Origin of the sequence: Spirillospora sp. NBC_01491 (assembly GCF_036227065.1) — a bacterium.
Taxonomy (GTDB): domain Bacteria; phylum Actinomycetota; class Actinomycetes; order Streptosporangiales; family Streptosporangiaceae; genus Spirillospora; species Spirillospora xylanilytica.
On the sequence record NZ_CP109432.1, the window covers coordinates 6,167,045 to 6,185,151 of the forward strand.

An 18,107-nucleotide genomic window follows, 5' to 3' on the forward strand; every position below is an offset into this window, starting at 1 on the left:
CGGCCTTGAGGGGGAGCATGATCGACGAAGACGACCCGCGAGCCGACGACCCGCGGGAGGACGGGTGGGACCGGCGCTGCGCCCAGGTCATCGCGCTCGCCATGGACCACGGGTTCGGCCGGCTGGTGGCCGGTCTCGGGGCGGTGCGCGCCGACCGCGGCCCGGACGGCGTCCGCGCCTGCGTGGTGGGCGGGTTCGGCACCGGCAGGACACATCTGATCAACCAGCTCGCCGGCTCGTACGCGCTGGACGAGGCGCCGGCCGCGGTGCCGCGCGCGGTCCGGGCTGCCCGCTCGGGACGGGAGCCGGACGGGTCCGCCTCGCTCGACAACTCCTGGCTGCGCGAGGCGGGGCTCGAACTCGTCGACACCCCCGGCCTGTGGGGCGACGACGGGCGCGAGGCGGCCGAGGCGGTGTCGGCCGCGCTCGGCGCCGACGCGGTGGTCCTGACGGTGCGCGCCGTCGGTGGAGCCGACCTGCAAGAGCGCGGCCTGCTCGCCCGGCTGGCCGCGCAGCCCGGCGGCACCGTGCTGCTGGTGGTGACGATGCTGGACGAGGTGACCGGCGACCGCGACGCGGTCATGGAGCGCTACCGCCGCATCGCGGAGGCTGCAGGCGGGACCGTCGAGGTGTTCGCCGGGCCGGGCGGTGACCTCGTCCGGCCGCGATGGCCCGGCAACCTGGACGCCCTGCGGGCCCGCCTCACCGATCTCGGGGCGGCGTCCGGGCGGCGGAGAACGCGTGACCGGCGGATCTCGGCGGCGCTGTCCACCGTCTGCGATGAGCTGGAGGCGCTGGCCGACGAGGCGCTGGCTCCCGGCGGGACGGGGGAGGCGCGCCGCACCGGCGATCTCGAACACCGGGCCTCCCTCGCCCGCTGGTCGGTCGTCCGGCTGGAGGTGTCGGCGGAACGCGACCGCCTCCGCGCGCAGGTCGTCGCGCGGGTCTCCGCCCTGCAAACGGAGATCCTCGACGAGGTCGAGCAGCGGGTCGCCGAGCACACCGATCCGAAGGCGCTCTGGCTGGATGAGCTGGCGGGTGAGCTGCACTCCCGGATGACCGGCCGGATCGACGAGGACGAGTCGATCATCGGCGCGGCGTTCCGCCGGGACGTCCTGCGGGTCGCGGCCGAGCTGGACGCCATCGCGGGCCCGCGCCCGCACCTGGAGGTCACCGGCCCGGCCGCGGCCGGCGACCCCGCGCTCGCCGACGGTTCCGGCGCGTTCGCCGAGGCGGCGGGGCGGATGCGGGTGTTCTCCGCCGCGACGATCGACACCCTCGGCGGCCTCGCCGGCGAGGCGGGGGCGCTGCTGACCGAGCTGCTGTTCGGCGCGGTCGTCCCGGCCGATGCGCTTCCGCTACCGCGGTTGCTGGGGGACGTGGTCCAGCCGAGGGTGGGGGGACGGCTGATCGAGCGGCAGCGTTCGGCGGTCCGGGACGCGGCCCGGCTGGTGCTGGCCGGCTACGTCGCCGAGTCCGTCCGGCGCGGCGACGACCGGATCGGGGACCTGTACGAACGGCTGATGGAGGCGGGGGAAGAGCGCCTCGACGCCTGGTGGGCCGCCCGGCTGGCGGTCTGGGACCGGCCCGAGCGGGAGGCCGCCGACTGGCGCCGGCTGCGCGCCGAGGCCCGGCACCTGCGCGCGGAGATCACGAAGGCCGCCGACCGGACGGCCCACGACGACGAGGACGGGGAGCCATGGAACCCACCGGCAGGTTCGAGGACTGGACGCGCTGGCGAGCCCGGCTGATCGAGCTCTTCTACCGGACCCGCGAGATCGCCCGCGACCTGGAACGCGCATACGGCGACGACGGCGACGGCCTCGGGGTCGGGGGCGAGGGCGCGGGCGATGAGGGCGGCGCCGGCCGGGGCGAACGCGGCGACCGGTACGACCGGCTCGGGCACGCCTCGGAGTCGCTGGCCCGGGAGACCTTCCGGATCATGGTCTTCGGCGACTTCAGCAGCGGCAAGAGCACCTTGATCAACGCGATGCTCGGCAAGGAGCTGCTCCCCACCAAGGAGAACCCGACCACCGCGTTCACCACGATGCTGCGGTGGGGCGACACCCCTGGCGCCGAGCTGTTCCGGGAGCAGAACGGGCACCCCGAGACGGTCAGCGTCGACGAGTTCACCCGGCAGGTCGAGCTGGACCTGTACGACGGGCAGAACGACGCCCGCTCGCCCTACCTGTACGGCGTCGTCTACTGGCCGTTCCCGCTGCTGGCCAGTTCCGTCGAGCTGATCGACTCGGCCGGCACCAACGAGAGCGTCGCGCGCGAGGCGATCACGCTGGACTTCCTGCCCAAGGTGGACGCGATCGTCTTCGTCACCACCGCCAAGGGCGCGTTCAAGAAGCACGACCAGGAGCAGTACCTGAACCTGCTGCGGACGCTCGGCCACTCCGACATCTTCTTCGTGGTCAACCAGTTCGACCTGATCCGCAAGGACAGCGACCGCGAGGGCGTCCGGAAGCGGTGCGCCGGGATCGTGGCCGACTACACCGACCGGCCCGAGCGGATCTTCTTCACCAGCGCCCTGGACGCGCTGGACGCGATCACCGACCCGGCCGCCGGGTCCACGCCCGCCGGGGACGAGGTGACCAGGCTCTATGACGCGCTGGCGCAGTTCTGCGTGGCGGAGCGGTCCCGCATCAAGATCCTGAGGCCCGCCGAGGTGCTGCGCCGGGAGGTGCTGGAACTGCGGCAGCGCGGCGCCCGCCGCCGCGGCCTGCTGCTGCGTTCGGCCGAGGACCTGCAACTGGACCTGGACCGGAAGAAGGAGACCAAGCAGAGCCTCGAACTGACCGTGGCCCGCATCGAGACCGCCCTGTCGGCGTGGGTGGAGGAGACCGAGCGCTTCGTCGCGACCGAGGTGGAGAACCATATCCTCAAGGTGCTGCCCGACGTCGAGGCCGACTGGCTCGCCGACCTGCCGAAGAAGCCCTCGCCGGCCTCGGTGCCGCGTAACCGCGGCGAACGCTGGCGGGCCGAGGTCCAGCGCGTCGACGACTTCCTCGACCAGCGGTTGCAGCGCGAGCTGTACCTCTTCGGCATCGACCCGAAGGGGCTGGCCGGCTCCCTGGCCACGCGGCAGGAGATGCTGGAGAACAGCCTGCCCCCGCTGCTCCGCGACTATGAGGGGCAGCTCGCCGGCCTGCGCACCGCCCTGCTCGGGGCGGACGAGGCGGCGGACGCCCGCCCGGAGCCCGGCCATCTCGACGGGCTCATCACCGGATGGAGCGCGCTCACCCCCCAGCCCGTCGTGCCCGGACTCTCGGCCACGAGCATGGCGGGCAGCGGCTCGATCGTCCTCGCCACGAGCGGCGTCGCGGCCGGGCTGGTCTGGGCCGGGCTGGCGACGGCGATGGTCGCCGGCCCGGTCGCGCTGGCCCTGGCCGCGGTCGGGGTCCCGATCGTCACCGGGCGGCTCCGCCGCCGCCAGGTGCGGACGAACGCCGCCCGCGAGTACCGCGAGGAGCTGCGCCGCGCGGCCAACGAGATCGCCCTCCGGTACGCCGAGCGCTACGCCGACTCCCTGCGCGCGCAGATCGAGACTCTGGGCGGCGAGCTGAACCGCTCCATCCACGAGACCATCGACGACGCCGAGAAGGTGATCGAGAGGCTCCGGGCCGGTCGTGCCGAGGCCGAACGCCATGGACGTGCGCTGGCCGAATGGGAGGAGTCCCTTGGTGAGATCGAGAACTCGGTGGGCGTCCTGGTCAAGGAAGTGCTCGACGGGCTGCGCTGACCGGCCCCCGGCACCGGTCCCCGGCACTGGTCTCCCGGGTAAGAAACTGCTACCCGGCGGCCAGTGAACCCAGTCCTTTACAGAACCGGATCAACACCAGATGGACGACGACACACCATGAGAATCCGGAGTAGCGGCACTGACCACGCGTCTCGTGCGAGTTCCGGCACCGCACCCGTTTTCCTTGAATAACACCGTTTAATTCCGGCGCATCGGCTCCGCCGGCGGACCGGTGGTCCATTCGGAGATCGAATATCGATGGCGCACCGCAGGGTCGTCGGGGTGCGGTGACCTGCCCGCGGATGGCCATCGTCGATCCAATTGGTGGATGGTCCGGGTTCATCTGCTGTCAAATACGGGCAAAGCTCGCCTTTTATGGCATACGCGGTCTTTTTGATTGTGCTCCCTATTTTTCCCACGGGTTTGATGGGAAACATGGGTCTGGCGCCCGCCCCGGATTCGTGCTTATTGTGTCGTCGGTCAAAGAACTAATCGTGATCTCGGCGGCGTGATCGCGATCCGCGAGAGCGGAAAGCCGCCACAAGATCGTCGAATGTGACATCGGTGGGGCCGCCAGAAGAATCGGCGGCGGGGGAGCTCTAATGGCGGACTTTAATTTCAGTGTCTTCGGGTCGGCACCGGCCGGTGATATCGATGACACCAGCCTGGTCGACGTGCTGGAGCGCGCGCTCGAATCGCCGCACGGAAACGCCGAATGGGAATCGGGCCGGAGTGGCCTGTGGTGTTATGTCAGCCCGGCCGGCTCCGTCCGGCACCCGCAGGGATGGAAGCTGCACGTCTCCGCGACCGCGGCTTCGGCGGAAGAGGTCCTCGCCCGGTCGCTGAAGGTGCTGCTGGCGTCCGGATCGGGATTCAAGTTCGCCTGCACCCTCGACTACGTCAAGCTGCTGAACGCGCGCAACACCTCCCGCGGCCACTCGGGGAAGTTCATCACGATCTACCCGGAGAGCGACGCCGAGGCGGTCCGCCTCGCGGCTGAACTCCACGATGCGACGGCCGGCCTGCCCGGCCCCCGCATCCTTTCGGATCGGCCTTACGCGCCCGAGAGTCTCGTCCACTACCGCTATGGCGCGTTCGTCGAAGAGCGCAGGATGACCAACGACGGATTCTACGCGTGGATGATCCTCGACCCGGACGGAAATCCCGTAGAAGACCGGAGGAACGGCACGTACGCGGCACCTTCCTGGGCGGTCTGCCCGTTTCCCGACAACGGAATGGGCCGTGCGGCGAAGCCGTCCGGCGGGTCCGGCGGGGTGATGCTGGGCGACCGGTTCCGGGTCAAGGAGGCGATCCGCTATCTGAACAAGGGGGGCGTGTACCGGGCGCTGGACGTCACGTCCGGCGACCTGGTGGTGATCAAGGAGGCGCGCCCCCATGTGGCCGGAGACGAGGCGGGAAAGGACACCCGAGATCGCCTCCGCGGGGAGGCACGGGCGCTGGAGGCGCTCAGGCACCTCGGCGTGGCGCCCCGCCCGGTCCTGCTGTTCCCGCAGGGCGGCCACCTTTTTCTCGCCGAAGAGATGATTCCCGGGAAATCCCTGCACCAATGGGTGCCCGATCTGATCGGCGAGACCGGCTGGGGCGGGCATCTTCCACGCGCGTTCGAAATGGCCGCGCGGCTGGTCGACCTCGTGAGCACCGCGCATCGGGCCGGGCTCGTCCTCCGGGACTTCAGCCCCGGGAACGTCATCGTGCGCCCCGACGGCCGGCCCATCCTGATCGACCTCGAATTCGCGGTGAGCGTCGATGAGCCCGAGGACGGGCCGCCCGCTCGCGTGGGCACCCCCGGATACGGCGCCCCCGAACAATTGGCTGGATCACCGACTTCGATATCCGCGGACTATTACAGCCTCGGCGCGTCCCTCTGCTATCTGTTCACCGGCTCTCCACCCTATTTCGTGGACGACCTGCCGGCCGCCCGGCCGATGTCGGAGCGGCTCACCGAATGGCTGGCGGCCCGCTCGGTCGGCCTCGACCTGCCGCCCGGCCTCAGCCGGATGTTCCTCGGGCTGATGGCCGAGGAGCCGGAGCGGCGCTGGACCCCGTCCCAGGCACGCGAGCAGTTGCTGACCCCGCCGGTCCACGTGCCCGGACGCTCCGTCCCCCGCGCGCGCCGGGACGGCGTCCCCTCGGACGAGACACGCGACCAGGTCCGGCGGGCCGTCGAGGGCATCACCGGCCACCTGATCGCGTCGATGACCCCGGACTCCGCCGAGCGCCTCTGGCCCGTCTCCTGCGCGCACGGGGCGCCCGACCCGTGCAGCCTCCAGCACGGCGCCGCCGGACCGCTGGGCGCGCTCGTCCGATGCTTCGAGCTCACCGGCGACCCGCGCGTCCCCGACGTCATCGGCACCGCCGGACGGTGGATCGCGCGGCAGCTCGACCAGGGCATGACCCGGCCGTCCGGGCTGTACTTCGGCACGGCGGGCACCGCGTGGTCGATGCTGGACGCGGGCCGGGCCATCGGCGACGACGCGCTGGCCGCCAAGGCACTCGCGGTGGGAGACGCGCTCCCGGTGTCGGTGCCCAACCCCGACGTGACCCACGGGACGGCCGGCATCGGCCTCACCGCCCTGCACCTGTGGACGCGCACCGGCGACACGGCCTACGCCGACCGCGCCGCCGCCTCCGCCGACGCGCTCATCGCGTCCGCCGACGAGCGGTCCGGCGCCATCGGCTGGGCCACGCCCGCCGAGTACGAGTCCAAGCTGGCGGGCAAGCGCTACCACGGCTTCGCGCACGGCATCGCGGGCGTCGGCTACTTCCTGCTCGCCTGCGGCGAGGCGGCCGGCCGCGCCGACTGCCTGGAGCTGGCCGTCCGCGTCGGCGACACGCTGCTCGACCAGGCGTTCATCACCGAGCGCGAGGCCAAGTGGGGGGCCGGGACCGGTGACCAGCCGACGGCGCCGTACTGGTGCCACGGCGCGGCCGGCATCGCGGGCTTCCTGGTCAGGCTGCACCAGGCCACCGGCGACGAACGGTTCGCACGCGTCGCCGACCTGTCTGCCCAGGCCGTCGTCGAGAACGCCTGGCGCGGGGTGCTCGGCCAGTGCCACGGGCTCTCGGGCAACGGCGACCTCCTGCTCGACATGGCCGCGGCGGGCGACCGCGACCGGCACGAGGCCGCCGCGTGGCGGCTGGCCCGCGTCATCATCGCCAACCGCGCGTACCGGGACGGGCACCTGGTGTTCCCCGGCGAGCAGGGCGCACCGGCGGTGTCGTGGGGGGACGGCGTCGCCGGCGTCCTCGGCTTCCTGCTGCGCCTCCAGCACCGGTCCCCCCGGATGTGGATGGCCGACGGGACCCCGCGCTTCCAGAACGCCGACACCCGCCCGTCCCCCCAGGCGGCCGACGCCCCGCCGCCCGTCCGGACGGCCTTTGGCCCGGCCTCTCAGGCGCGCGCGTCATGACCGCGTGCGTGCCGGGTCTCCCGCCCATCCCGAGCCGGTTCGGTTTCGCCTTCTCGGGCGACGGCCGCTGGGCCACCTGCCTGCGCGGCAGCCAGGACGAGATCACGTTGGAGCGCTGGGACTTAGCCCGCTCCGCGCCGAGCCGCCGGACGGTCGCCGCCGGCCCGATCGACCGCCGCACCTGCGCGATCCCCCTCGATGACGGCCGCGTCGTGCTCATGCGGCCACCGGACGGCCCGTCGGGCCGCGGCGAGATCCTCCTGGCGGAGCCGCCGGAGTCGCCGGACGCGTCGACCACCACCCGGGCCACCTGCCCCACGCCCCCGATGCTCACCGGATACCTGCTGGCCGGCCCGTCCCCCGATCAGACGACGCTGCTCATCACGCTCGACGACACGCGCCATTCGCGGATCTGGCGGCTCTCGGGAAGGCGTCCGCACCTCGAACCGGTCCTGCGCGTCCCGGGGACGCTGTCGGGCGGCGTCTGGCTGGACGGCGGGCGGCTGCTCGCGCTCGACCACACCGCGCTCGACCACACCGCGGGCGGGCACCGCGCGAACGGAATCGTCGTCGACCTGCGGGAACGGAGCTGGCGCCGAGCCTGGTCGGTCTCCGCCACGAGCGACGACCGGATCGCGGCCTACAGCCCCCGCACGGACCACCTCGCGGTGACCAGCGGAGCGCCCGGCGCCGAACGCATCGGCCTGCGGTTATCCGGCGCGGGTCCGGTGCGGTTCCCCACCGTCCTCAACCGGTCACCGCACCCGAGGACCCCCCTCACCTTCGACGCGGGCGGTCACCGCCTGCTGATCCACGAGGTGCACGGGGCCGCGTCCCGCCTGCTGGTCTACCTCCCGGCCGAGGACCGCGTCGAGCCGATCCCCGGCCCGGCCGGCACCCTCTGGCCACCCGCGTCCTGGACGGGCGAGCCGATCCACATCCGGTTCTCCGCCCCGCACCAGCCCCCCACCCTGGCCACCGTCCCAGGCACGGCCATCCCGGCCGCGACCACCGCCGCCGCCGGCGCCGCCGCGTCCACCTCCATCGCGTCCACCGGCGGTGTGGCCGGTCACCGCTGGTCGACGAGCCCGCATCCGGTGGACGACCGGGCGGCCTGGAAAGGCGCCGACCTCGTCGAGCTGCCCGGACCGGCGGGCACCATCGAGGCGATCGTCTACGGCGGCCCTGACTGGCGCCGCTCCCGCCACCTGGTGATGGCGCTGCACGGCGGCCCCCTCTCCTCATGGCGGTTCGAGTTCGACCCGCTGCTGCAACACCTGGCCGCGGCCGGCATCGCCGTGCTGGCGCCGAACTACCGGGGCAGCACCGGCTACGGCATGGAGCACCTGCGCCCCGTCATCGGCGACTGGGCCGGCCCGGACCTCGACGACGTCGTCCACCTCGCCCGCGCGATCACCGCCACCAGGGACGGCGGGCAGCCCCGCCCCATCCTGCTCGGCGCCAGCTACGGCGCGTACCTGGCGCTGCTGGCTGCCGGCGCCGATCCCGGCCTCTGGTCGAGATGCGTCGCGCTCGCGCCCTTCACCTCGGCGCCGAGCCTGCACCAGAGCGCGGACGCGGCGGTCAGGGACCGCGTGGCCCGGCTGAGCGGACTCGGCCACGACGACCGGACGGGCCCGCGCCGCGACGTCCTGGACGGGTGCGGACGGATCACCGCGCCGCTGCTGCTGGTGCACGGAACCCGCGACCAGATCATCCCGGTCGGGCAATCACGGGCGCTGCGACGGCGCCTCCTCGAACTCGGCAGGACCGAAGGCCCCGACTTCGCCTACGTGGAAGTCGACGACGACCACGTGGCCGTGGTCCAGGCGTGGCCGGACGTCCTCCGCGAAACGGTGGTCCGCTTCTGCCTCGGCAGGGAGCGGCACCGATTTCATACCGGCCAGGAGGGGAGGTGAAATGAACGCTTTCGACGGTGACCTTGTGGCTGAGCTGCAGGAGCTGCCCGAGACCGACCCCATTGAGATCGACGGGATCCAGCTCGGGGGAACGTGCGCTTGCACGGGCCTGCTCACGTTGCTGAACACCATCTGTGTCGGCGTCTCCTGCTGACAGCAGTAGACGACGACCGTCCGCCGGGTCCGGTGAGCTAGCAGCCGAGCCCCACAGGACGCCGGTCACGGGCTGGTCGAAGGGCCGGCCCGTGACCGGACGCGCCCGATGCGTTCAGCGTCGAGACCGAACGGAGCCGAGAGCGTGGCCACGACACGAAGACGCCGTACGCTCCCCGTGCCACGCCGCAGAACGTCCGCTGCCCTGTCCGCGCCGGGCGGCGGACCCACCGGCGGATCCGCCCACAGGCCCTCTCATGGGCTCGCCTACCTGACCGGCTCGCAGGACGCCTCGAACGCGCTGCGCGTCCAGGGGGGCCGCCTGCTCCGCACGGTGGCGGGCCGCTCCCGGGCCATGATGTCCCTGCTGGCCGCGCTCACCCTCGCCCGCGTCGTCGCGTCCCTGATCACGCCCGTCATGCTCGCCGTCGCCATCGACGCAGGACAGGACGGGGCGGGACTCCCCGCCGCGCTGGCGGGCCTGGTGGCGGTGCTCACCGTGGCCGCCCTCGCCGACGCGGGCGAGGACCTCGTCGGCTCGTACTGCGGCAGCCGGATGACCGCCTGGCTCAGGCACCGCCTGGTCGGACGGGTGCTGGCGCTCGGCGTACCGGGCCAGCGGCGGTTCCCCACCGGGGACGTGCTGTCCCGCCTCACCGAGAGCGCCGCCGCCCCGGCCACGTTCCCGATCCTGCTGCTGTCGGGGACGGCCGCCGTCCTGACCACGGCCGGAGCCGTCATCGCGCTGGCCACGATCGACTGGCTGCTCGCGCTGACCCTCGCCGTCGGGATGGCGCCCGCGGTCGTGCTGCTGCGCGTCTTCGTCGTCAAGGCCAGTGAGCCCTTCGCCCGCTACCAGCGATGCCAGGCGGCGATCGCGACCCGGATGCTCGACGCCCGCCTCGGCGTCCGCACCATCCGGGCCGGCGGCACGGCCGCCCGCGAGGTCGGCCGCATCCTCGCACCGCTGCCGGACCTGCACCAGGCCGGGCTGCGCACCTGGGCCGCGCAGCGACAGGTGAGCTGGCGCCTGTCGCTGCTCGCGCCCCTCCTCCAGATCCTGGTGCTGTCCATCGCCGGCGTCCGCCTCGCCACCGGCGACATCACCACGGGCCAGCTCGTGGCCGCCTCGTCCTACACGGCCATGGCCCTCGGCTCCGCCAGCCTGTTCGACACGCTCGTCGCGCTGCTGAACTGCCAGGTCGGCGCGGGACGCGTCGGCGAGATCCTGGGCACCGCCCCGGCCGTCGTCCCGCCCGCGCGCCCGGCCCCGCTCCCGGACGGCCCCGGCCACCTGCGGCTGCGCGACGTCACCGTCCGGATGGGGGACCGGACCGTGCTCGACCACCTCGACCTCACCGTCCCCGCGGGCACCAGCGTCGCCGTCGTCGGCGCCTCGGGGACGGGCAAGAGCGTGCTGGTCTCCCTGGCCGGACGGCTGCTCGACCCGGACACGGGACGGATCGAGCTCGACGGCGTCCCGATCGACACCCTCGCGCTGCCCGAGCTGCGCCGCACCGTCGCCTACGCCTTCGAACGGCCCGCGCTGCTTGGCGCGACCCTGCACGACATGATCGCCTACGCCCGTCCCGAGGCGACCCGCGCCGAGGTCCGCGAGGCCGCCCGCGTCGCGTCGGCCGACGACTTCGTCCGCGCGCTCCCGTCCGGCTACGACACCGCGCCGGCCGACGCCCCGATGTCCGGCGGTGAGCTGCAACGCCTCGGCCTCGCCCGCGCGGCCCTGAGCGCCGCGCGCGTCGTCGTCCTGGACGACGCCACCAGCAGCCTCGACACCGCCACCGAGCTGCGGGTGACGCAGGCCCTGCAACGCGTCCTGACCGGCCGCACCTGCCTCGTCGTCGCCCACCGCCCCGCCACCGCCGCCCGCGCCGACCTCGTCGCCTGGCTGGACGGAGGCCGCCTCCGAGCCCTCGCCCCCCACACCCGCCTCTGGCCCGACCCCGACTACCGGGCCATCTTCACCCCCGCGCCCACGTCCACCCCCCGGCCTGGGCGAGGATGAGGTCCTCGGCCGGTCTCCGGCTGCTGCGGGAGCATGCGAGCGGGCGGTCGCCGGCGGCGCGGCGGCTGGCGGCATGGTCCGCCCTCGAGGCCGTGCCGGTGTTCGCGTCCGGGCTGCTGCTCGCCACGGCGATCGACCAGGGGTTCCTCCCGCGCAAACCGCTCGTCGGCCTGGCATGGCTCGCGGTCCTGGCCGTCCTGTACGCGCTGGGGGCGCTCGGCACCAGGCAGGTCTACCCGTCGCTGGCCGCCCTCGTCGAGCCGTTGCGCGACTCGCTGATCACCGACGTCGTCACCGCCTCGCTCCGCCGCATGATCGACGACGAGCCGTCCGGAGGGGCCGGGGTGTCGCAGGTGACCGAGCAGGTCGAGGCGGTCCGGGCGCTGCTGGCCACCGCGATCCGCAACATGCGCCAGCTCCTGTCCGCCGGGGTCGCGGCGCTGCTCGGGCTCGTCCTGCTGTCCCCGCTCCTCGCGCTGGTCATCACCGTGTTCGTACTGCTCGGGGCGGCCGTGTTCGCCGCGTTCCTGCACATCCAGATCGGACGCTACCGGGCCGTCATCCGGCACGCCGAGGACATCGGCGAGACGGCCGCGGCGGTCGTGCAGGGCGTCCGCGACGTCGTGGTCTGCGCGGCCGAGGACCGGGCGGCCCAGGCGGTCGCCGGGGCGATCGACGCCCAGGCCGAGGCGCTGCGCGCGTTCGCCCGGTCGCGGCTGCTCCGGCTGCCCGTGCTGACGCTGGGCGTGCACGTGCCGCTCCTGGCGCTGCTCGCGATGTCCCCGTGGCTGATCGCGCACCACCACCTCACCGCCGGGCAGGCGGCCGGAGGGGTGAGCTACCTCATCACCGCCCTGCAACCGGCCTTTGTCGTCCTGGTCGACGCCGGCGGGACGCTGCTGCTCAGCCTGGCCGTCGTCCTCGGACGGCTGGCCGAGGTCTGCGCCCGCCCGGCCGGCGCCCCGGAAGCGAAGGTCACGATCGTCCCCACGTCCCACGACGTCGCGGCCGAGCACGTCACGTTCGCCTACTCGCCGCACGCCGAACCCGTGTTCACCGACCTGTCCCTGCGGATCGCCGCGGGCGCACACCTCGCCGTGGTGGGGCCGAGCGGCGTCGGGAAGTCGACCCTCGCGAGCCTGCTCACCGGCCACCTCGAGCCGCAGAAGGGCGACATCAGGCTCGGTGGCGTGCGCCTGGCCCGGGTCGGCGCGGAGCGGCTGCGGCGGACGATCACGCTCATCCCGCAAGAGGCGTACGTCTTCGCCGCGACGCTGCGGGAGAACCTCGTCTACCTGCGGCCACAGGCCACCACCGCCGACCTCGAGAGGGCCGTCGACGCCGTCGGGCTGCGCGAGACCGTCGACCGTCTCGGCGGGTACGACGCGGAGATCCCTCCCGGCGGCGGTCCGCTGTCCCAGGGGGAGCGCCAGCTCATCACTCTCGTCCGCGCCCACCTGTCGGCCGCCGCCGTCGTCATCCTCGACGAGGCGACCTGCCACCTCCACCCGGCGGCGGAGGCGCGGGCCGAACGGGCCCTCGCGGCCCGCGGCGGCACCCTCATCGTGATCGCGCACCGCATCAGCTCGGCCCAGCGCGCCGACCAGGTGCTGCTCATCGACGGCCCCCGCCCGATGCTCGGGACGCACGAGACCCTCCTCCGCCACAGCCCCCTCTACGCCGAACTCGTGGGGCACTGGCGGTCATGACCCCGGCGAGAGCGACGCTCAGGCTCCGTCCCGGACGGGGTGGCGGCGGTCGCTGACGCCCTGCATCACGCCACGACCCCTTGCGGCCGACCAGGCCGTCCAGCCCCGGTTGAGCACGTACGCGGCCAGCAGGATGAGCGTGACCGCTCCGTCGGCGATCAGCGCCGCGCCGGCGCCGTCGGTCCCGCTCCCGAAGGACAAGGCGGCCAGGGTCAGGCCGAGCTTGTTGAGGATGGCGAGCTCCCAGATCCCGGCGTAGAGCCGGGGGCGGTAGGCCAGCAGCAGGAACACGCCCGCGAAGACACCGAAGCCGAGCATGCGCCAGGTCTCGACCATCCGTGTGGCCGGTCCGGCGTCCGCGACGGTGCTCACTGCGCTGACCACCGCGGCGACGGCACCGGCGGCGGCGAGGACGAGCAGAGCCCGCGCGACGCGGTCACGGATCCGCGCGGAGCCGGTGTCGGTCTCGACGTGAAGGGATGGAGCATGAGCGGGCATCGACGTCACCTTTCACCCTAACGGTGTTAGGGTTGCAACCTAACACTGTTAGGGCATTTCGGGAAGGCAGGACGGATGACTTCCTCCGCACTGAGCCGGCTCACCCCACGAGCCCGGGAGATCGTGCAGACCGCGCGGCTGCTCCTCGAGCGGGAGGGCCCTGATGCACTGTCGATGCGTCGCCTCGCCGCCCAACTCGGGATCCGCGCCTCCTCGATCTACGAGCACCTCCGCGACAAGCAGGCATTGGAGGCGGCGCTGATCTCGGTCGGCTTCGAGGAGCAGGCCGAACTGTTCGCGCAGGCCGTCCATCGATCCGACGTCCCGATCGCCGCCCTCACCACCGCGTACCGCGACTTCGCGCGCCGCCAGCCGAACCTCTATCGGCTGATGACCGAGCGGCCCCTGCGCCGCGACCTGCTCGCCCCCGGCGTCGAGGACGCTGCCGCGATGCCGCTCCTCGACGCCACCGGCGGTGACCGCGAACGCGCACGGGCCATCTGGGCCTTCGCGCACGGCATGGTCATCCTCGAGCTGAACCAGCGCTTCCCGCCTGACGCGCATCTCGACACCACCTGGCGCAAGGGCATCGACGCGTTCCATGGCACGCCCTGATGAGGGCGGGGCGCTTTCAGCCTTCACGAGCGGGGATCAGGCGCGGAAGGGGGACCAAGAAAACCAGAACGCCCCCGGCATAGCCGGGGGCGTCCCTCTGGTCCACAGTGTCGCCCTGAAAGCGCCCCCGGCAGGATTCGAACCTGCGGCACCCGCTTTAGGAGAGCGGTGCTCTATCCCCTGAGCTACGGAGGCACTGCCGTTCGCCGGATGAGCGTAGCGGACGGCACCTCCAGGGTAGAGGAACGGAACCACCGGTCGCTCCCTCTTAACGGGGAGGCGGGATCTCTAGGCCGGGCGGGGCGGGGGTCGATACGCTTCGGTCCGTGACGGGTCGGCATCGTGGGCGGGAGCGGCCCCTATCTCTGGACAAGCCGACGGCGGGACGCGCCGCGCGCAGGCGGAAGGCCGCACTGGTCGCTGGGGGGATCGCGGTGCCGCTGGTGCTGGTGGGGCTGGTCGGCATCGGGTTACGCGGCAAGCCCGAGGACAAGCCCGCGCCGGCGGGGATCACCGCCGAACAGGCCGTCCCGACACCGCCGGAGCGCAATCCCGTCCGCGGCGAGTACGTGCCGCCGCGCCCGCCGCCGACCACCGCGCAGGCGCCGCGCCGCGCGAGGCAGCCGCCGCCGGTGACGGCGAAGCCCCCCGTGCGCAAACCGCCGCGGCGGGTCGAACGCGGCCGGTCCTGCCGATGGGGCGACATCCCCTTCCTGCGCAAATGGTGTCAGCGACGCGGTTACAGTACGCGATGAGCACGGTTACTCAGAGATCATCGGTGAACCTGTAGTAGCGTTCTGCCGCTGTTCTGCATTTGGGCATCAGGAGGAAAACCACAGTGCCGAACCCCCGCCGGTCGGCTGTGCTGACCGCGGTCTTCCTGGTGATGGCGACACTCGTACCGTTCACGCCCGGAAGGGCGGCGGAACGCGAGGGCGACACGTTGGAGGCGCTGCGTCGCGAGGCGAGCAAGGCTCGCACGGACCTGGAGAAGGCCACCAAGGAGATGGAGGACCGCAAGAAGGCGCTGGCGACCGCGCAGACCAAACTCCGCGGCACGCTGCGCGATCTGGCGACCGCCGAGGCCGAGCTCAACCGGATCCGGCTGCCGCTGGCCAGGCTGGCCAACACCTCCTACCAGCAGCCGGGCGCCGCGGGATCGATGGCGATCTTCGGCGGCGGGAGCCCGGACGCGGCGCTGCGCTCGACCGCGGACGTGACGCTGCTCGCCCGGTCGCAGCAGGCACTGGTCGACCACGCCGACGAGCTCCAGAAGCGCAAGCAGTCGCTGGTGTCCGCGGCGCAGGACCTGCAATCGCGCAACGCGATCGATCAGACCCGGGTGCAGCAGCAGATCGACGGGCTCAAGCAGAAGTCGTCGACGCTCACCAAGCAGCTCACCGCGATGCTCAGCCGGCTGCCGCTCGACCAGCGCCTCGCGGCCAGCTGCGACAAGAGCCTGGCGACGAAATCGCGGCAGTTCCCCAACGGGCTGATCCCGGCGAAGTACCTGTGCCCGCTGCCGCAGAAGGGCGCGCAGCTCCGGGCGGACGCGGCGCTGGCGTTCTACAAGCTGAACGCGGGCTACAAGCGCCGGTTCGGCCAGCAGATCTGCGTCACCGACTCCTACCGCAGCCTGCCCGATCAGCACCGGGTGTACGCCGAGCGGCCCGGGTTCGCGGCCGTCCCGGGGACGAGCAACCACGGCAAGGGCCAGGCCGTCGACCTGTGCGGCGGGGTGCAGAGCTCCGGATCGTCGCAGTTCAACTGGATGGAGTCCCACGCCAAGGTGTACGGGTGGATCCATCCGGCCTGGGCCTACAGCAACCCGTTCGAGCCCTGGCACTGGGAGTACGGCACCGACGGCGACCGCTGAGGGCCCTTCCGCCCGGCCCTCAGCGGGCCGTGCGCGGCCGGTCAGACGGGAACGAGCTCCGAGGTGCAGAACTTGCAGCGCGCCGCCTTGATCGGCACCTCGCTGAGGCACTCGGGGCACTCCCGCTCGACGGCCTCCTCGGCGCGGGTCATGCGCGCCATCAGCTTGGTGAGGGGCAGTACGACGATGAAGTAGACGACCGAGGCGATGATCAGGAACGAGATCGCCGCGGTGACGAACACGCCGTACGGGAACCGGGTGCCGTTGATGCTGAAGGCCAGCCGGCTGAAGTCGGGCTGCCCGCCGACCAGCGCGATCAGGGGGCCGATGAACGAGTTCACGAACGCGGTGACCAGCCCGCTGAACGCGGCGCCGACGACGACCGCGACCGCCAGCTCCACCAGGTTGCCGCGGAACAGGAACTTCTTGAAGCCGCTCATAACCTTCCTCATGACGATTGGTAGCCATTTAATGACTGGTCGAGGTTACCAATGGCCAGTGATGGTGAAGGACAGGCCCGGCCCCGCCCCGGCGAGCGCCGCCGCCTGGGCACGGTCGGTCGCCAGAACGACCAGCGCCCCCTCGTCGGCGCTGCCTGCGGCCTGCCGGGGCACCGCCACGACCGGCACGGACGCCACCACCAGCCGAGCCGAACCCCGCCCCTCCACCAGGGAAGCCGTTCGCAGGGGTGGGGCGGTGGCGGCCGGTCGTGGGGTGTCGGCCTGGTGGGTCGGTGGGGGTGCGGGGGGTGGCTGGGGTCGCGGGTCTGCGGGGAGTTCCTGCGGAGGGTCGGACCGGCTCTGCGGGATCGGCCGGTCTTCTGGCGGGGGCTCTGCCAGGGGCTGGTCAGAGCGGGGCGGGGCGGTCAGGACGTCGATACGGTCGCCGGTGCGGACGAGGCGGACGGCGCTCGCGTCGGCGATGCGGACCGGGGTCGCGACCGTTTCCGGGCCGTAGCCCTTGAGCAGGCCACCGCCGACGAAGCGGGCGTCGGTGAGCGGCTCGCCACGGCGCATCGGGCCCGCGAGGACGCGTCCGACCACGCGTGACCGCAGGGCCCCGGCGGGGACGGAGCCCGGTGGCAGGAAGAGCGGGCGCACGTCGGCGGCCTTGAGCCTCGTGCCGCCGGGGAGGTCGCGGGCGGCGGCCAGGACGCGCACCGAGGCGGCCGGGCCGGGTTCCAGGACGGTGAGGGCGAACGCCGCCGCCGACGCGGCGAACAGCGCGGCCAGCGGGCGGCGGAGGTGCGCCGCACGGGCGCTCACGGTAGCTCCAGGGGGAGTTCGACGCCGTCCAGCGCGTTCGGGCAGGGGCAGCCGCGTCCGGCGGGCAGGGCCCTGACCACGTCGCCCACGAGCGAGCGGAGCCGGTCGATGTTCTGGCCGAAGACGCCGAGGACCTCCTCCATCGTGACGCCCTCGCCCTCCTCGATCCCGGCGTCGAGGTCGGTGACCAGGCAGAGCGGGGTGTAGCAGAGCGCGAGCTCGCGGGCGAGGACGGCCTCGGGGTGGCCGGTCATGCCGACCAGGGTCCAGCCCTGCGCGGCGAACCAGTGCGACTCGGCGCGGGTGGAGAACCTCGGGCCCTCGATGACGACGAGGGTGCCGCCGTCGACCGGGCCCCACCCCGCGTCGGTGGCGGCGCCGACCGCGGTGCGGCGGCCGACCGGGCAGTAGGGGTCGGCGAACGGCGCGTGGACCGCGGCGCCGTCGTCGTAGTAGGTCTGCGGCCGGCCGGACGTGCGGTCGACGAGCTGGTCGGGGATCGCGAGCGTGCCGGGCGGGTGGTCGGGGGTGAGCGAGCCGACGGCGCTCGGCGCCAGCACCTGGCGGACGCCGAGCGAGCGCAGCGCCCACAGGTTGGCCCGATAGGGGATCTTGTGCGGCGGATAGCGGTGGTCGCGGCCGTGCCGGGGCACGAAGGCGACGCGGCGGCCGTGCAGCTCGCCGACGGCGATGGGGTCGCTCGGCGGGCCGTACGGGGTCTCGACCCGCACCTCGCGCACGTCGTCGAGGAAGGAGTAGAACCCGGAACCGCCGATGACGCCGAGCTCGGCGGTGGGCGGGGAGGCTGAAGTCGAAGTGGACATGGCGCCGACCTTAGCCAGCCCGCCGGGCCGTCCGGGAGCCCCTTCG

At 73.0% G+C, this 18,107-nt stretch carries 14 protein-coding genes and 1 tRNA gene; 10 read left to right on the top strand and 5 right to left on the bottom strand.

Going from position 1 to position 18,107, the window contains the following annotated elements; genetic code table 11:
- The first annotated feature begins 17 nt into the window (after positions 1-17).
- The 7 genes from OHA34_RS28700 (at position 18) to OHA34_RS28730 (ending at position 12,983) form a co-directional block, all read left to right on the top strand.
- Positions 18-1,751 carry a GTPase domain-containing protein gene (locus OHA34_RS28700; protein WP_329519469.1) on the top strand — a complete coding sequence of 578 codons (1,734 nt, stop codon included), beginning with the start codon at positions 18-20 and terminating at the stop codon, positions 1,749-1,751.
- Entirely contained in the window at positions 1,700-3,748 is a 2,049-nt protein-coding gene (locus tag OHA34_RS28705; protein ID WP_329519470.1) for a dynamin family protein, read from the top strand. The genes OHA34_RS28700 and OHA34_RS28705 overlap by 52 nt, the downstream gene beginning before the upstream one ends.
- A gap of 602 nt (positions 3,749-4,350) precedes the next feature.
- A complete protein-coding gene (gene lanL / locus OHA34_RS28710) occupies positions 4,351-7,179 on the top strand; it encodes a class IV lanthionine synthetase LanL (protein ID WP_329519471.1) in 2,829 nt (942 codons plus the stop codon).
- Positions 7,176-9,098 carry an alpha/beta hydrolase family protein gene (locus OHA34_RS28715; RefSeq protein ID WP_329519472.1) on the top strand — a complete coding sequence of 641 codons (1,923 nt, stop codon included), beginning with the start codon at positions 7,176-7,178 and terminating at the stop codon, positions 9,096-9,098. The genes lanL and OHA34_RS28715 overlap by 4 nt, the downstream gene beginning before the upstream one ends.
- A 1-nt stretch (position 9,099) precedes the next feature.
- Positions 9,100-9,252, top strand: coding sequence for a VenA family class IV lanthipeptide (locus OHA34_RS28720; RefSeq protein WP_285938304.1), 153 nt, complete (start codon positions 9,100-9,102; stop codon positions 9,250-9,252).
- 177 nt (positions 9,253-9,429) lie between these two features.
- The gene (locus OHA34_RS28725) at positions 9,430-11,274 is read left to right on the top strand and encodes an ABC transporter ATP-binding protein (protein WP_329519473.1); all 1,845 of its coding nucleotides are present in this window, start codon (positions 9,430-9,432) and stop codon (positions 11,272-11,274) included.
- The gene (locus tag OHA34_RS28730) at positions 11,271-12,983 is read left to right on the top strand and encodes an ATP-binding cassette domain-containing protein (RefSeq protein WP_285938302.1); all 1,713 of its coding nucleotides are present in this window, start codon (positions 11,271-11,273) and stop codon (positions 12,981-12,983) included. Before OHA34_RS28725 ends, OHA34_RS28730 begins: the two co-directional genes overlap by 4 nt.
- Before the next feature lie 18 nt (positions 12,984-13,001).
- Here the strand turns inward: OHA34_RS28730 and OHA34_RS28735 are convergent, their stop codons facing one another.
- Positions 13,002-13,481, bottom strand: coding sequence for a hypothetical protein (locus OHA34_RS28735; RefSeq protein ID WP_329519474.1), 480 nt, complete (start codon positions 13,479-13,481; stop codon positions 13,002-13,004).
- 75 nt (positions 13,482-13,556) lie between these two features.
- On the opposite strand from OHA34_RS28735, the gene OHA34_RS28740 reads away from it, so the two are divergent.
- Complete coding sequence (locus OHA34_RS28740; protein WP_329519475.1) at positions 13,557-14,096, top strand: TetR/AcrR family transcriptional regulator; 540 nt, start codon at positions 13,557-13,559, stop codon at positions 14,094-14,096.
- A 122-nt stretch (positions 14,097-14,218) separates the two neighbouring features.
- Here the strand turns inward: OHA34_RS28740 and OHA34_RS28745 are convergent.
- Positions 14,219-14,291, bottom strand: a tRNA-Arg gene (locus OHA34_RS28745).
- A 239-nt stretch (positions 14,292-14,530) separates the two neighbouring features.
- On the opposite strand from OHA34_RS28745, the gene OHA34_RS28750 reads away from it, so the two are divergent.
- Both OHA34_RS28750 and OHA34_RS28755 read left to right on the top strand, forming a co-directional pair.
- The gene (locus OHA34_RS28750; RefSeq protein ID WP_329519476.1) at positions 14,531-14,851 is read left to right on the top strand and encodes a hypothetical protein; all 321 of its coding nucleotides are present in this window, start codon (positions 14,531-14,533) and stop codon (positions 14,849-14,851) included.
- A gap of 83 nt (positions 14,852-14,934) precedes the next feature.
- On the top strand, positions 14,935-15,972 hold the full coding sequence (locus OHA34_RS28755) for a D-alanyl-D-alanine carboxypeptidase family protein (RefSeq protein ID WP_285938279.1): 1,038 nt from the start codon (positions 14,935-14,937) through the stop codon (positions 15,970-15,972).
- 41 nt (positions 15,973-16,013) lie between these two features.
- On the opposite strand, the gene mscL is transcribed toward OHA34_RS28755, so the two are convergent.
- Genes mscL through OHA34_RS28770 form a run of 3 tightly spaced genes read right to left on the bottom strand, consistent with a single transcriptional unit; the run spans position 16,014 to position 18,061 of the window.
- Positions 16,014-16,412, bottom strand: coding sequence for a large conductance mechanosensitive channel protein MscL (mscL, locus tag OHA34_RS28760; protein WP_285938278.1), 399 nt, complete (start codon positions 16,410-16,412; stop codon positions 16,014-16,016).
- Positions 16,413-16,457: 45 nt separating this feature from the next.
- The gene (locus OHA34_RS28765; protein ID WP_329519477.1) at positions 16,458-17,237 is read right to left on the bottom strand and encodes an SAF domain-containing protein; all 780 of its coding nucleotides are present in this window, start codon (positions 17,235-17,237) and stop codon (positions 16,458-16,460) included.
- Complete coding sequence (locus OHA34_RS28770; RefSeq protein ID WP_329519478.1) at positions 17,234-18,061, bottom strand: S-methyl-5'-thioadenosine phosphorylase; 828 nt, start codon at positions 18,059-18,061, stop codon at positions 17,234-17,236. Before OHA34_RS28770 ends, OHA34_RS28765 begins: the two co-directional genes overlap by 4 nt.
- Between the last annotated feature and the right edge of the window lie 46 nt (positions 18,062-18,107).

What these genes read in the sequence shown, in the direction of transcription:
- OHA34_RS28740 (WP_329519475.1), top strand. Translation starts at nt 13,557, where the DNA reads ATGACTTCCTCCGCACTGAGCCGGCTCACCCCACGAGCCCGGGAGATC.
- OHA34_RS28770 (WP_329519478.1), bottom strand. Translation starts at nt 18,061, where the DNA reads ATGTCCACTTCGACTTCAGCCTCCCCGCCCACCGCCGAGCTCGGCGTC.
- OHA34_RS28735 (WP_329519474.1), bottom strand. Translation starts at nt 13,481, where the DNA reads ATGCCCGCTCATGCTCCATCCCTTCACGTCGAGACCGACACCGGCTCC.
- OHA34_RS28715 (WP_329519472.1), top strand. Translation starts at nt 7,176, where the DNA reads ATGACCGCGTGCGTGCCGGGTCTCCCGCCCATCCCGAGCCGGTTCGGT.
- mscL (WP_285938278.1), bottom strand. Translation starts at nt 16,412, where the DNA reads ATGAGCGGCTTCAAGAAGTTCCTGTTCCGCGGCAACCTGGTGGAGCTG.
- OHA34_RS28720 (WP_285938304.1), top strand. Translation starts at nt 9,100, where the DNA reads ATGAACGCTTTCGACGGTGACCTTGTGGCTGAGCTGCAGGAGCTGCCC.
- lanL (WP_329519471.1), top strand. Translation starts at nt 4,351, where the DNA reads ATGGCGGACTTTAATTTCAGTGTCTTCGGGTCGGCACCGGCCGGTGAT.
- OHA34_RS28700 (WP_329519469.1), top strand. Translation starts at nt 18, where the DNA reads ATGATCGACGAAGACGACCCGCGAGCCGACGACCCGCGGGAGGACGGG.
- OHA34_RS28730 (WP_285938302.1), top strand. Translation starts at nt 11,271, where the DNA reads ATGAGGTCCTCGGCCGGTCTCCGGCTGCTGCGGGAGCATGCGAGCGGG.
- OHA34_RS28705 (WP_329519470.1), top strand. Translation starts at nt 1,700, where the DNA reads ATGGAACCCACCGGCAGGTTCGAGGACTGGACGCGCTGGCGAGCCCGG.